This window comes from Paenarthrobacter sp. TE4293, from assembly GCF_050435325.1.
GTDB lineage: Bacteria > Actinomycetota > Actinomycetes > Actinomycetales > Micrococcaceae > Arthrobacter > Arthrobacter nitroguajacolicus_C.
In genome coordinates this window covers 329,836-343,964 of the sequence record NZ_JBNJRY010000002.1, presented here as the reverse complement: position 1 = coordinate 343,964, position 14,129 = coordinate 329,836, and the positions used below count along the sequence as shown (strand labels likewise).

Genomic DNA, 14,129 nt, shown 5'->3' with positions numbered 1-14,129 from the left:
GGGCTGTACGAACTGCTGCACACAACCGAAGTCGCAGCCAATCTCGAAATGGTGCCGGAGCTCCTGGCCTCAGTGACCAAGGTCGACGAAGACGATTCTCCGGACTTACTCTCCCGACACGTCGCCGACGCCGTTCGAAGCGCGCTCACGCACGCGAGGCCCGAAGAACGAGTCGCCCTGGCCAACCGACTGCTCGCCGAGATCCAAACAAACAATCAGATCACTCCGGGCCCCCGGCAGTTGCTATCGCTGCATCGACCAGATGCGTTGAAACGGCGCCCCACAACCAAGCTTAGCGATTCGGCACTTCTGACAAACAACAAGGACGAGCCAAATCTGGCCGCCGAGCTCCGAACGGAAATTGAGTCAGCCAACACCGTCGATCTCATCTGCGCATTCGTGCGATGGACCGGTTTGCGACTCCTAGAACCAGCACTAGAGCAACTTCGCGAGCGTGGCGTGAAATTCAGAGTCATCACCACGACGTATATGGGAGCTACTGAGCGTCGCGCGATCGATGAACTGGTACGTCGCTATGACGCCGAAGTGAAAATCAGCTACGAAACTCAAGCCACCCGGCTCCACGCAAAAGCCTGGCTGTTTCGGCGGGACACAGGCTTTGACACTGCGTACGTGGGCAGCTCCAATCTCAGCCAGGCAGCGCTTCTAGATGGCCTTGAATGGAACGTGCGACTTAGTTCTGTGGCGACGCCGGACCTGCTCAAGAAGTTCGAGGTTACTTTCGATAGCTACTGGGAACAACGGGCATTTCAAAGCTACGATCCCGATCGTGACGGCAACAAGCTCGACGCCGCCCTCGAACGCAACGGCGGCAAGCGAACCTCCGCCCCGGATGCTGTCACGGGTCTCGAAATTGTGCCTTTCCTTCATCAAGAGGAAATGCTTGAGGACCTCGAAGCCGAGCGATCAAAAGGATTCAACAGGAATCTCCTTGTGGCCGCTACCGGCACCGGAAAAACGGTCATAGCAGCTCTCGACTATAAACGGCTCTCTGAAGCGGCAGGAAGACCTCTGACGCTGCTTTTCGTGGTACATCGGCAGGAGATCCTGAAACAGTCGCTCCGTGCGTACCGGAATGTACTTCAGAATGGCGCGTTCGGAGAACTTTACGTCGCTGACCACAAGCCAAAGTACTGGAACCATGTCTTCGCCTCAGTGCAATCGCTTGCGTCGCTTGGCGTGCAGACGCTTGATCCCGATCAATTCGACGTAGTAGTCATCGATGAGTTCCACCACGCCATGGCGCCCACGTATCGGCAACTCCTCGATCATTTGAAACCTCAGCAGTTCGTCGGGCTGACCGCTACTCCAGAACGGGGCGACGGCGGCAACGTCGCCAATGAGTATTTCGGCGGCCGCACTGCAAGCGAGCTTCGTCTTTGGGATGCCTTGGACGCTGACCTCCTTGTACCATTCCACTACTTCGGCGTCTCTGACGACGTAGATCTAAGCCAGCTGGAATGGAAACGCGGCAACTACGACACCGCCCAGTTGGACCGCTTGTACACGGGCAATGATGCCCGGGCCGCAAAGGTCATCCGCGAGCTCCGAGATAAAGTCACTGGGACCGAACACATGCGTGCCCTGGGCTTCTGCGTTTCGGTCCAGCACGCCCACTACATGGCAATGGTGTTTAATGCAGCCGGTATTGCGTCCGTGGCCGTGGATGGCGGCACTGATGAGGCCGAAAGAGCACGTGCCCTTGATCAGCTTCGAAACCGGGAAATCAACTGCATTTTTGCTGTGGATCTGTTCAATGAGGGCCTTGATATCCCACAGGTGGACACTATCCTGATGCTGCGCCCCACCCAAAGTGCCACGATCTTCTTACAGCAACTGGGACGCGGCCTACGCCGAGCGGACGACAAGGCTGTACTCACTGTCCTCGATTTCATTGGCCAACAACGACGTGAATTCCGGTTTGATCTTCGATACCGGGCTCTGACGGGGTACGGGAGGACGGAGTTGAAGAAGGCAGTAGAGGATGAGTTTCCGTTCCTGCCGTCGGGCTCACAGATCGTGCTCGATCGGGTGGCGCAGAAAGTGGTTCTGGACAACATAAAGACACAGCTGCGCTTCAACCGCGCGCAGTTGGTTCGGGACATAGCCTCATATGCAGAAACCGAGTTGGCCGCGTATCTACGAGAATCGGGCAGCGATCTGAAGTCCATCTACCGGTCAACCCGCGACTCGTGGACGGGCTATCTCCGCCAAGCGCAATTGATTGAGGGCTTTTCAGGACTTGAGTCCGTACTCAAGGGAACACATCACGACCGTTCTGATGCGGACGAGAAGCGGCTCCTGGGACGCATGGCCTCTCTCATTCACGTTGATGATCCAGAGCGTGCAGAGGCCTACACCATGCTTGTGGGGGCGGAAGCGCCCCGCTACGCGGACCTGGGCCCACGGGAACAGACATTCGCGCGGATGCTCTTCTACACCCTTTGGGACGACGCTGGTGGTTTCAAGACGTACGACGACGGTCTCGACCACCTGCGCAGTTACCCGTTCGTGTGCAGCGAGATCAGGCAGATTGTCAGTCTGGGAGCTGCGGCATCGAAACACGCTGCGAAGGGTCTAGGTGCCGGGCTCCAGCACATTCCACTGCTCTCTCATGCAACCTACCGGCGCGAGGAGATTCTGGCCGCGCTCGAATATGGCTCACTCGAACGCGGGAGGAATGTGCAACATCGCGAGGGGGTCGCGTGGTGTCCAGCCACGGCGACCGACGCCTTCTTCGTCACGCTCAACAAGGACGACAAGAGACACTCCGCGACCACCATGTACAGGGACTACGCCATCAGTCCTGACTTGTTCCACTGGGAATCGCAGAACAGCACGTCGCCCTTCAGTCCGGTTGGTAGGCGCTATTTGGACCGGAAAGCCAACGACTCGCGAATCCTGCTGTTTACCCGAGACGCCGCTGAGGATGAAACTGGCTTGACGGTTCCTTACACGTGTCTAGGGCAGGTGGACTACGTCCAGCATTCGGGGGAGAAGCCGATTGCGATTACATGGAAGCTGCATCGCGCGATGCCGGCCGATGTGTTTTCGACGGCAGCGGCCGTGGCCCACTGACGTGGTGAGCAGTAGAACTCGTGGACTCTTAGATACTGGCTGTGGAACCAGAGTGCCCCGATCTTGCGACTCATAATCGTGAGGTCGGGAGATCGAGCCTCCCCGTCGCTACATAGAAGAACCCCCGGATTCCGCAGGTTCCACAGGCGGCCAGTCATCCACCGCAGGGGCGTTGCTCTGGCGGGTCTTGCTCCTGCCCTGCCGTGATGGGAACGCCAACCCTCGTCATTTAGTCAGCAACCCTGTGTCGCCCGCGGATCCGCGTATCAGCAGTGTTAGACATGTATTTGATGGTGCACAACGAGGTGATGGCAGCCCAAAAGTTGCTCCGCGTCCAAGGTGCATTTTCGTTGCGCCGACTGAGCAGAATTGGAGTTCTTGGATGTCCCGTTGTGTCGTCTGCGGTTCGGTGGCCTTGGTGGGGAGCGCTGCAGCATGAACGATTCCCAGTGGCATCAGTTCATGGAGTTTGCTGCTCTGTTCGCCGAGACCGTGAATCTCGATGCTGATGAATACAATTTCAAGCTTGGCATTGCAGAACGGATGGGATCGTCCCGCGAGCTGTTCGTAGCACAGGATCCCTCTTGGTTCGAATCTCTGCGGAAGGACTTGGTGGCTTCAGGGCTGCTCAATCCTTACTTCATGATGAAGTTTGTGGACGCAGGGCGGCAGCACCCCGAAGAGCTCTGGTCGGTGCTTGCGCCCGTTTGGGGCAAGGCCCCCGACACTCGTGTGTTGGATGCACTCTTGCAGCAGCTGCATCCAATGAATCACAAGCAATTTACTGTCGGAAGTGTGACTTCACTGGGCTCCGTACTGTTCATGGCCTCTGATCCATACGGTCACCCGCCGTATCGGGCACAAGCCGTCAAGAACTTCCTTAAGCTCGTTGGCTGGGATGATCGTGGGGCTCACGATGGATCGACTCGGCGTTACGAACTCTTCCTTGAGTCGCTTGATGAGATCCTGCGGCTGGCCCCAAAATACGGAATCAAGCTCCGCGATAGGTTAGACGCCCAGGGATTGATGTGGACCGTGATGAACGTCAACCCGACGGATGAGTGGAGCCCTGCCAACAGTCAGGCATTCCGCGTATGGAGGGGTGACAAAATGGCGGCTGATGTCAACTCACCCATCAGCGTGACACCGGAACAAACGCCAGCGAGGCTACTCATCACCGGGGGGCTTCGGGGGCAGGCTTCGCCTCTCGACGGCGTCACTCACACGTGGACAGCTGAAGCAGCTGCTGATCTCGTCGATAGGCAGAACACCACGAAGGTTGATCCAGGGTCTTTCATGTCCAAGTTGGAGCGTCAGCTGGCTGGTGCCTCCCGGGAAACCATTCTTTTGGCAGCTGAACTGCTTTACCTCCAAGTCCTTCCACTGAGTAACGTTACGGCGGCAACTAAGATTGCGCGGATTGAGAAGGTCCTATCCTGGGCACCGGGGACAAAGGCCGAGCTGCCGGAGGAACTGCGCCAAGGACTTCAAAGCGAGGGTGCCTTCAACGGCGGAGTGGGGTTCAACATTCAGGTTGCAGACCATGTGGCCTGGCTTAGCCGGTTTGTGGAATACGCGGCGAGCCAGCCCCAGAGTCTGATCAATTCGGCCCTGGCGGATCCGTGGGAATTCGTTGGGCTTACACAATCTGTCCCCCATGACTGGCCCACTATCCGCTACAGCATCGATTTTCTTGCGTGGCCGGATCATCTTCAGCCTGTGGTGAGCAAGGATCACAGGATTAAGATCCGAAACGCTTTCGCAGGAATTATCGGGGGGCCAACCGGTAATTCCGAGATTGACATTGCCAAGGACCTGTTCGCCATCCGGAAAGCACAGCAGGGCGACTCGGACGAGTTCATCGAATGGTATGACGAGCCGTACCTGAGCGAGTGGCAACCGTCGGATAATCCCGGTCGACGGGGCTGGCTGGTTCGCCAGAATCAGGGCGGCGTTGGGATGGTCGATTCCTGGTTCGGAAATCACTTCGTCTCCCTCAGGGCTCAGCACCTAGGATCACCTTCTCCTCGAAGCAATTTTGATGAGGTACAGGCCGCGGTAAATGCTGGATACCAGCACATTGACTATGCGGAACGTAAAGTCCGGGCCCAAGAGTTTTACCGATTCCTCAGCCAGATGAAGGTTGACGATTTCGTCCTGACAGCCTTCGAAAGCAACCTCTACCTGGGCGTTATCACCGGCGAAGCGGAGTACGCAGACGACGAGACGTCCCGCTTGCGTAGGCAAGTCACGTGGCGCCAGGAACCCATAGCCAATGATGATCTCCCTGCACCGATGCCACGGTTGTTGGAGGAACAGGGATCAGTCGTCGACCTCACGGATGCGCTCTCCATCATCAGTGCGTGGTCCGCGGCCGAACCAGTGGTGGACGGCACCACACCGGAGACGACCGCACCGCCGCAGCCCGTCGTAGTACCTCAACTGCGCGAGGCGAACGTTGATCTCGCAACCAAGCTGCACGTCCAGCGCGACGACATTCAGGAAATCATTCGTCTGCTGCAGACGCGTCAGCAGATCGTTTTTTACGGTCCTCCCGGGACCGGCAAAACGTACCTGGCGGGCAAGATCGCACGCTTCCTCGCGGGGGAGGAACACGGGGACCACGTCAAGACGGTACAGTTCCATCCCTCGTATGCATACGAGGACTTCTTTGAGGGCTACCGTCCCGCAACGTCCGACGGCGGCAATGTCGGCTTTAGTCTTGAACCTGGCCCTTTGCGGCGAATCGCCGCAGAGGCGTCCTTGGATGGAAACCGCGACAAGCCCTATTTCCTGATCATCGATGAGATGAACCGCGGGAATCTGGCCAAAATCTTCGGGGAACTGTATTTCCTGCTGGAGTACCGTGACCAAGGAATCAACCTGCAGTACAACCCGCAGCAGACATTCGTGCTGCCCCCGAATCTGTTCATCATTGGCACGATGAATACGGCCGACCGCTCAATTGCCATGGTGGACGCCGCGATTCGACGCCGGTTCGCGTTTGTGGAGCTTCATCCGCAGGAGGGCATGATCTCGGGCATGCTCGAGCGCTTCCTGAAGACGACCGGGCAGCCGGCCCTGCGCGCCGACCTGCTAAATGCATTGAACAGCGAGCTTGGTGATACGAAGCGCGACTTGATGGTTGGGCCTTCATACTTCATGAAGGAGCATGCGGAAACTGACCAGGGTCTGGCCGAGATCTGGAAGTACGAGTTGTTGCCGTTGCTCGAGGAACACTATTTCGGACAAATGGGTCGGGAGAAGATCCGTGAGAAGTTCGGCCTCGCCGCCATTCGGCGCAAGGCGAGTGGTGACGTCGGCCCGAATGGCGATGTTTCGGACCTTGGCAACGCCCGAGCCTAATGCCGACGCAGATCATCCTCGACGAGCTTCAGGGCTACCCGGAGCCCGTCCTGCTGGAAGGCGATGTCGCGGCCACCCTGCGGGATACCGGTTTGGTTTCCGTCGTCCCGGCGCATAACGGTGCTTGGACAATTCTGCCTTCTGGCAAGGTTGGCGCGGTTCAGATCGATGACCTTCTGGTCAGGGTAAACCCTAAGGAAAAGGTGGGTCTCAGCAGGTTGCTCTTTTTGCTGGGCTACGCCGCCGACCCTGGGTTTAGGCCGGACAATGTGGCTGCGGAAGAGGAGGAAGATCTCTTTGCTGCGCTGGGTGAATCGCTTGCAAGGCACGGTGAACGGGCACTCGAACGGGGCCCTCTGAACGGCTACGTGCACGTGGAAGAATCACTGCGGACAGTCAGGGGGCGCATCCGCGTCGGCGATCAGATGACCCGCCGGCCTGGGATGCTCCTGCCACTAGAAGTGTCGTATGACGACTACACCTCGGACGTAGCGGAAAACCAGATTCTTCGGGCGGCCATTCGGATGATGCTCCATGTTCCGCGGTTGGCTGACTCCCTTGTCGTGCGACTTGCGCACTTGGACTCCAAGCTCGACGGTGTTTCGGCCTTGAAGCATGGAGCTCCGCTGCCGTCTTGGGGCGAATCTCGTATAAACGGGCATTACGTGCCAGCGTTGCGGTTGTCCGAGATCATCCTTCAGACCATGTCCGCCGAAGCTGGAATGGGCCACCGTGCAGTTGCGTCTTTTGTGGTGAATATGGCCACCGTGTTTGAGGACTTTGTTGCGACCGCGCTTAGGGAGGCGCTGGAGCCATACCCAGGGCTGACGGAGTGGCAATACGAAGCATTCATGGACGAAGCAGAGCCCGGGTATCCGAGCAGCGACAGAATACGGATGTATGTGGACGTGGTGCACTCCGTTCGGGGACGGCCGGCGATGATCTTTGATGCCAAGTACAAGGCGGCGTCCCCTAGTGGTGCATACCCAAACGCGGACCACTACCAGACGCTGGCTTACTGCACCTCGCTTGGGGTGCCGCGTGCGTGGCTCGTATACGCAGGCCCGGGAGAGCCGCGCGTACGCCGAGTACTGAATACCGGAGTGTCCGTGGTGGAGTTTCCGCTGGATCTTTCGCGGGAGCCGGAGGCGTTGCTGGCACGCGTGCGTGAATTAGCAAGTCGTGCCTATAGCGAATTAGCCGTGCATGATAATTCTGTCGGAGTCCGTCTCTAGGGTTGAAACCAATAGTCAGAGTGGGCGTTGGGCCCGCACGATGACCTTGGGGGATAAATTGGCTAAACGAAAGAAGCGGTCCGCGGAAGACGCCGAGTTACGGGTGCAGTCACCAGTTCGGGCTAAGAGCGCGACTTCGAGGGATCGACCGGAGCGCATTGTGCATGTCCCCGTGGTGCACGGTATTGGCGTTTCTTCCTGTGAGGACTGGGCGGGCAAGAGCGTCACCCCCGTGGTGGAGTACCTTGCAGTGGCCGGTCGTTACCGTTGGCACGAGGAACCCTGCGATGCAGCAAGCTGCGCTATTGCAACCGACGACCAGACGAACCACCACCGGCACATGCGAAGCAATTCATTGGCTGGCGTGCGGGTTGACCTTGAACCCGTTTACTGGGCCGACATGGTTCAACCACGCAACTTTGCGGTGGTAATGTGGTGGGCTTTTCATGCAACCCTCCAGATATTCCTGCTGCATTTTGTTTCTGCGCTATTCCACCTGGCAGCGGTTGTTGACGGATCCAAAGGCACCCAACTCAAGGAGTTTGGACACCTGCTCAGGTGGTACTGGCGCACCCTCATGCTTAGTCTCTTGAGTTTTCCGTGCGCACTTGCCGCGGCCTTAGCCATGCTGGTGCCATCAATGCGCAAACGAACCCTGGACGCCTTGGCATGGACATCAGATGAAAAACTCCGCGCCAGAATAGCCGGTTACGTCGAATCACGGATTCGTCACAGGACGTCTGATGCGCAGGTACTGATTGGTCATTCTCAGGGCGGTTCTATCCTTACTAGTTTGGTTGGCACACGGAATCGCGACGAACAACTGACGCTTATGACCCTGGGCAGTGGTCAGGGCTTGCTTTCCGTGTTGAATTCCGTGCCCAAGGGAATGAAGAGATGGGTGTTTATGGCCATGTGGTTGGTTATGCTGCACACGCTCACTGGACTCGTGACGGTTCTTCCCTTGGTTCGAGACGCATTGCTGGCGGTCTCCCTTGGACTCGATGGCCTGGCTTCGATCGGCGCAGTTATTTGGATAGTTTGGGCTGCGCCTACGATGCCGGATGTGATTTTGAGGTCACCGATGGAGGGTGCTTTCAGAGCGATGGTAATGATGATTGACAGGCCGTTCCCTTGGATCTGGCTCGGGTTGACGTTCGGTTTGATCATCCCCGTTATTGTTTTGGTCTTCTTACAGAGGGATCAGATTCTGGCGCTGGCTGAACGTGTGCAAACGTCTTGTAGGCCGGAGGTGCAAGGGCTGGACTTGAGCGCGGACCACGACTACGTGTCTTCTGTTCTCTCAGTGCTGGGCACAAATACTCGCTTCCGGAAAATACCCCAAACTGGTTCCTTTCCTATGGACCACCTGTCCTATTTTCACAACGGTCCGTTTGTTTTGGCGCAATTGGTCCAAGCGATTGAATGCCGAGCGTCCGGGGCTGAAGGTGCAGAGATAGACGCGACAATTCAAGCTGCCAGAGGCGTTCACCGGTCGAGCTTGAGAGTTCGTCGCGTCAAGCTCTTGACGATGGCTGTCCTTTGCCTAGCGACGACGACCTCAGGAGATACATCGTGGCCACCTGGACACTCTCTGGTGCTGGGGATCCTTGTGCTTGCCGCAGGCCTTGTCATCTGGCGAGCTACCGCCAGAGAGAGCCTGAACAAATATTGGGGCACTCCTGCGGACGTGGAAGGAGCCCTTGCAAAGGAAGCCCGACGGCGAGCGACGTTGGCAAGTAAGGGGGCTGCCGCGGCCTATGCCTTGGCGGCCTTACCTCTCGGAGGAGCGGCCGCTCTGGAGTACGGAGCTTACTCCGACCGGATTGGCAGGTTGCCGATGGAGGCGTATTGGGGCATAGCGTCGATATCCCTTCTCGGGACAGTCCTCCTGTTGATTGCGACAGTTACTCGGATCGCGGGGATTCACTCGTCGCTGTATATGGCCGTTGCGGGTCTGCTTCTGGGAGTGCTTTCGTGGTCGGCGCAAGGCAGTCCCTATGCTTGGTGCATAGCGATGCTCTACCTTGTGGGCGCCGCCGAATCCTGCCTGCGTCTTTGGCGCCTCGAATAGCAGCACGCCGTCATGACACGGTCTTCGGCACCTTCGGTGCTTTGGGCGGCAACTTCGCCACGTCCTCTAAGGCCTTGGCCACCCATTGCGCAGTTTGTGCGGCGTCGTCCTGCCACGACTTAGGAAGGCCGACTAACCGCCCATGGGCCGTTCTTCGGGTCCAAAGGGTTGTGTCTGATAATTGGCCTCCAATTCCTGGTGGTCAGTTTCGGAGAGCTTGACGCCGATGGTGGGACCAAACAAGCCCGCGAACATGTTGCCGTCGACGAAAGCGCCGAGTTCCCGAACATCGGTTTCACCACCACGTCTGGGGTCTCGGGGACGGACGAGCGGAAACGTTCCTTGTCCGCATCTGACGGCTTGGGCATTTGCGTTTATTCGTCCTCCGGGAGCACTTTCTCTGACTGTGGGTGTTCATAGATCGGAGACTCGCTCAGCGATATGCCAGGCAACCGAACCCACGCCGCCGACTATTGCAAGTAGGGTCGCGTCAGCCATGGGAGCCCGACGACGTACAAGCCCGGAAACTCGGTGACACCGCGCGAACGATTTGGGTAACCCCATTCGTCCACGAGCGGCATTCGGCGAACCCAAAATCGAGTTTGTAACCGGTGGCCCACAGCACCGACGTATGTTCTCTTCGACGAGGTGCACTCGACCCAAATCTGCAGGCAGCCAGTCATCCGCCGGCGGCGGTTCATGGTCAGGAGCGTCAATCCCTGCCGCTGTGATGTCTGCATCAATCCCCATTCCCGACCGCTGCGCGCAGATCGACTCAACTGCTGCAAGGCGTTCGGGGAGGTCGTCGCTCAAGGTGATGTCGTCGTCGATGTTTTCCAGCCGGCCGTGCAGGTGCACGCGGCGGAGACCGAGCTCACGGAGGTGGATGTTGTGGCCGCCGGCGGTGCTGGGCGAAGCGGGCGGCGGGGGAGGGCAGGGTTTCGCGGGTGAGGGCGGGGATGCAGACGTCGGGGCCGCGCTTGCCGGTTTCGAGGAGCCAGTAAAGAATGTCGTGGCCGCTGTATCGGAGGGGCGCCTCGGGACATGTGGATACGGCCAGGTGAACCTCGCGTCCGGCGTCGTGCAGTTCCTCGGCGGTCTGGCCGTCTGCTTGTCCGATCCCGGCGACAAGCACGGCGCCGTCGTGGCGTGCCGTGGGCTGCATGAGCGGGCACGAGGTGGATGTATACGCCGGAAACTCCTCGACCGCACGTCACATATTGACTGTGACCCGCCTCACCGTCACACTAAATGAACGCTATTCATTTCACGTTCACAAGACCAGAGGCGTCCACCACGCGCCCCTGAGCCAACCCAGCACTTCAGGATCTCGGTGACCCCGCAGATCCGGTAGCCGCTACGAAGTTCTGCAGCGTCGCAGCTTCCCAGCACACACCAGAATGAGCACCAAGGATTCCCAATGACCCCCACGTTTGAAACTGATACACCGGCAGGCGAGAAGCCTGTGGGGCCGGCCTCCGCCCAAGCGCCATCCCAAGGTTGGCGCCGTGTTCTGGGCGTTCCATCCCTGGTCTTGCTGGGCTTGGTCTACATGGTGCCCCTGACTATTTTCAGCACCTACGGCATCGTCGTGGAACTGACCGGTGGGCGGCTCTCGGCTGCCTATGCAGTGACCTTGGTGGTCATGCTGTTCACGGCCCGCTCGTATGGCCGGATGTCGCAGGCGTTCCCGTTCGGGGGATCGGCGTACACCTATGCGACTCGATCGTTCGGGCCAGGCCTTGGCTTCATGGCCGGGTGGTCGCTCCTGCTGGACTATCTGCTGCTGCCGATGATCAACTACCTGCTGATCGGCATCTACATGAACGCGGCCTTCCCAGCGGTGCCGTCGTGGGTGTTCATGATCGTCTCGATTATGGCTGTGACCGTGCTGAACATCCTTGGCATCACTGCGATTGCGAAGGCCAACTTTGTGGTGGTGGGTCTCCAAGCGATCTTCATCGTGTTGTTCGTGGCCCTGGGGCTTTCCTCCATCACCGGAACTGGCAATGTTGATCTACTGGCGCCCTTCACCGGGACCGAAGGTGCCGAGGGACTTTCGCCCGTCTTCGCCGGCTCCGCCATCCTCTGCCTCTCCTACTTGGGGTTCGACGCCGTCTCAACCTTTGCGGAGGAAACCAAGGACCCGAAGCGGAATCTGCCCCGCGCCATCATGATCACCACCATCCTGGCCGGCATGATTTTCCTGGGACTCGCGTACATCAGCCACTTGGTTCTCCCTGTCAGCACCTTCAACGACGTGGACTCGGCGGCCATCGAGGTCATTGGCGCAGCCGGCGGCGAGATGCTCGTGGCCTTCTTCACGGCCGCCTACATTGCCGGCAGCCTCGGATCAGCCTTGACCTCCCAGGCCTCGGTCTCGCGAATCATTCATTCCATGGGCCGCAGCGGAGTGTTCCCTGCAGCGTTGGGGCGGCTGCATGCCCGCTTCAGCACCCCCGTGTTGCCCATTCTGCTGACCTCCGCCGTGTCTCTATTGGCCTTCGTGTTGGACCTGCTGACGATTTCCTCGCTGATCAGCTTCGGCGCCCTGGTGGCGTTCTCTGTGGTCAACCTGGCCGTGATCAAGCACTACTACTTCGACCAAAAGGCCCGCGGAGCTCGCGGCGCGATCCACAACCTTGTGCTTCCGGGCATTGGCTTCGTGCTCACGATCTGGCTGTGGACCAGCCTGAGTGGGCTGTCCTTCACCTTCGGTTTGATTTGGGCAGGCCTGGGATTGGCCTACCTGGCGTTTCTGACGCGAGGGTTCCAGAAACCTGCGCCGCAACTGGATCTGAAGGAAGCGTAGGGTTCCTGGGCGGAAGCTCAGAGGATCTTAGCCAGCCGGGTGCATTCCTCCCACAGCCACTCTGGAACCGGAGACGCGAGACTTTGGACGACATCGTAGGGGAACGGTTCCGAAGGTGACGAGAGCACATAGGCTACGCGTTTGTCCCGGTGTCCGGATTTTGGCGGCGGTGCCCGCGCAAGGTGCTGTCGCCGTCGTTGTAAATCTCCGGTGACCATTGCCTGGCAGCCTCACTTGTGGAACCCTCAACATGATCCTGTCGCCGGGGTGACGACGGGCAGCAGGGAAGGATCCCCGCATGGGACTGATTCACATTGACCTGTTCACGACGCTCGACGGGGTCGCGCAGGCGCCCGGCGGACCTGAGGAGGATCCGGAGGGCGGCTTCGAGTTCGGTGGCTGGCAGGCGCCGCTCATCGACGAGGTTGTCGGCGATCAGATCGATTCCGGAATGGAGGGAATGGACGCGCTGCTCTTAGGGCGGCGGACCTACGACATCTTCGCCTCGTACTGGCCTCAACAAGATGGCAAGATCGCGGAGCTGTTCAATCGCCTTCCGAAGTACGTGGCCTCGCGCCAGTCGCTGGAGCTCGAGTGGGAGGGATCGACCCTGCTCGGCACTGACACAGTGGCGTCCCTGCGGGAGCTACGCGAGAAGCACCAGAACATCCATGTCATCGGCAGCCTCGACTTCGTCCAGACTCTTTTCGCTGAGCGCATGTTCGACCAACTCAACCTGTGGGTCTATCCGATTCTCCTCGGCCGCGGGAAGAAGGTGTTTGCTGGCGGGGTGGTGCCGACGAACCTTCGGCTGATCGAGCCCGTGGTTGCCTCACCGAAGGGTGCCGTGATGCAGCGTTACGCCCTGGTTGAGGGGACGCCTGCAGTGGGGAACATGGCGGAAATCGATCAGGCGGAGGAAGTCTGACAGTGGCAATGTTCGAACCGTGAATTGCGTCCTCATTGGCCGCGCCGCTCGCCCACCAGAGCTGCCTCAGCGGTCTGGACATAAGAAGCACGCCGTCGTTCCAGTCGCGTCAATAGCCCAGGACTCGGGATGCGGGCGCCCTTCCGCCGATTGCATTGACTACAAGCGGCAACGAAGTTTCTGAGGGAAGTTGCTCCGCCTTTGGACCATGGGTAGAAATGATCTCCGTGCTCGGCAGCTTGGGCGCAACGCCGCCCATAGGCTGACTCCAGCTCACATCGCCCCCTTGCACGAGTCATGCCCTCGCGTCGCTGATGCCGCGTAAACCGACGCTGCGGATCACGCCTGCGTAGGTCACCTGTCCGCACAACGAAAGCTGCAATCAGCAACGCCAGAATGAATGCTGCTGGCGCTCCGATGGCAACCCAGAGCCCACCAAACAGTTCTCCTGTGAATTGTTCGATTGTGCCCGTGCCGATCTCGCCAATCACTCGTGGCGTAGTGAAGAACACGTAAGCAGCCCCAAACAGCCATGCCGGGGAGAGTGCCACAAGCAGGCGAAGGGATTGGCGCATCCAATAGATGCGCCGCAATTCAAATCGAAAGGACTGGCCC

At 58.9% G+C, this 14,129-nt stretch carries 8 protein-coding genes and 1 pseudogene; 6 read left to right on the top strand and 3 right to left on the bottom strand.

Annotated features, from left to right (window positions below):
- Positions 1 to 48 precede the first annotated feature (48 nt).
- The 4 genes from QF015_RS04935 (at position 49) to QF015_RS04920 (ending at position 9,774) form a co-directional block, all read left to right on the top strand.
- On the top strand, positions 49 to 3,099 hold the full coding sequence (locus tag QF015_RS04935; RefSeq protein WP_429387808.1) for a DUF3427 domain-containing protein: 3,051 nt from the start codon (positions 49 to 51) through the stop codon (positions 3,097 to 3,099).
- Positions 3,100 to 3,534: 435 nt separating this feature from the next.
- Positions 3,535 to 6,465 (top strand): McrB family protein, encoded by a 2,931-nt coding sequence (locus QF015_RS04930; protein WP_429387427.1) that lies wholly within the window; start codon positions 3,535 to 3,537, stop codon positions 6,463 to 6,465.
- The gene (locus tag QF015_RS04925; RefSeq protein WP_429387425.1) at positions 6,465 to 7,700 is read left to right on the top strand and encodes an McrC family protein; all 1,236 of its coding nucleotides are present in this window, start codon (positions 6,465 to 6,467) and stop codon (positions 7,698 to 7,700) included. The genes QF015_RS04930 and QF015_RS04925 overlap by 1 nt, the downstream gene beginning before the upstream one ends.
- Before the next feature lie 232 nt (positions 7,701 to 7,932).
- Positions 7,933 to 9,774, top strand: a complete 1,842-nt coding sequence (locus QF015_RS04920; RefSeq protein WP_429387423.1) for a hypothetical protein — start codon at positions 7,933 to 7,935, stop codon at positions 9,772 to 9,774.
- 10 nt (positions 9,775 to 9,784) lie between these two features.
- On the opposite strand, the pseudogene QF015_RS04915 reads toward QF015_RS04920, so the two are convergent.
- Positions 9,785 to 10,142, bottom strand: a pseudogene (locus QF015_RS04915) (TfoX/Sxy family protein).
- Between the two features lie 506 nt (positions 10,143 to 10,648).
- Positions 10,649 to 10,939 carry a hypothetical protein gene (locus QF015_RS04910; protein ID WP_429387420.1) on the bottom strand — a complete coding sequence of 97 codons (291 nt, stop codon included), beginning with the start codon at positions 10,937 to 10,939 and terminating at the stop codon, positions 10,649 to 10,651.
- Between the two features lie 255 nt (positions 10,940 to 11,194).
- On the opposite strand from QF015_RS04910, the gene QF015_RS04905 reads away from it, so the two are divergent.
- Both QF015_RS04905 and QF015_RS04900 read left to right on the top strand, forming a co-directional pair.
- On the top strand, positions 11,195 to 12,586 hold the full coding sequence (locus tag QF015_RS04905) for an APC family permease (RefSeq protein WP_429387418.1): 1,392 nt from the start codon (positions 11,195 to 11,197) through the stop codon (positions 12,584 to 12,586).
- Positions 12,587 to 12,884: 298 nt separating this feature from the next.
- A complete protein-coding gene (locus tag QF015_RS04900) occupies positions 12,885 to 13,514 on the top strand; it encodes a dihydrofolate reductase family protein (RefSeq protein WP_429387415.1) in 630 nt (209 codons plus the stop codon).
- Positions 13,515 to 13,546: 32 nt separating this feature from the next.
- Here the strand turns inward: QF015_RS04900 and QF015_RS04895 are convergent, their stop codons facing one another.
- Positions 13,547 to 13,813, bottom strand: coding sequence for an HNH endonuclease (locus QF015_RS04895; protein ID WP_429387806.1), 267 nt, complete (start codon positions 13,811 to 13,813; stop codon positions 13,547 to 13,549).
- Between the last annotated feature and the right edge of the window lie 316 nt (positions 13,814 to 14,129).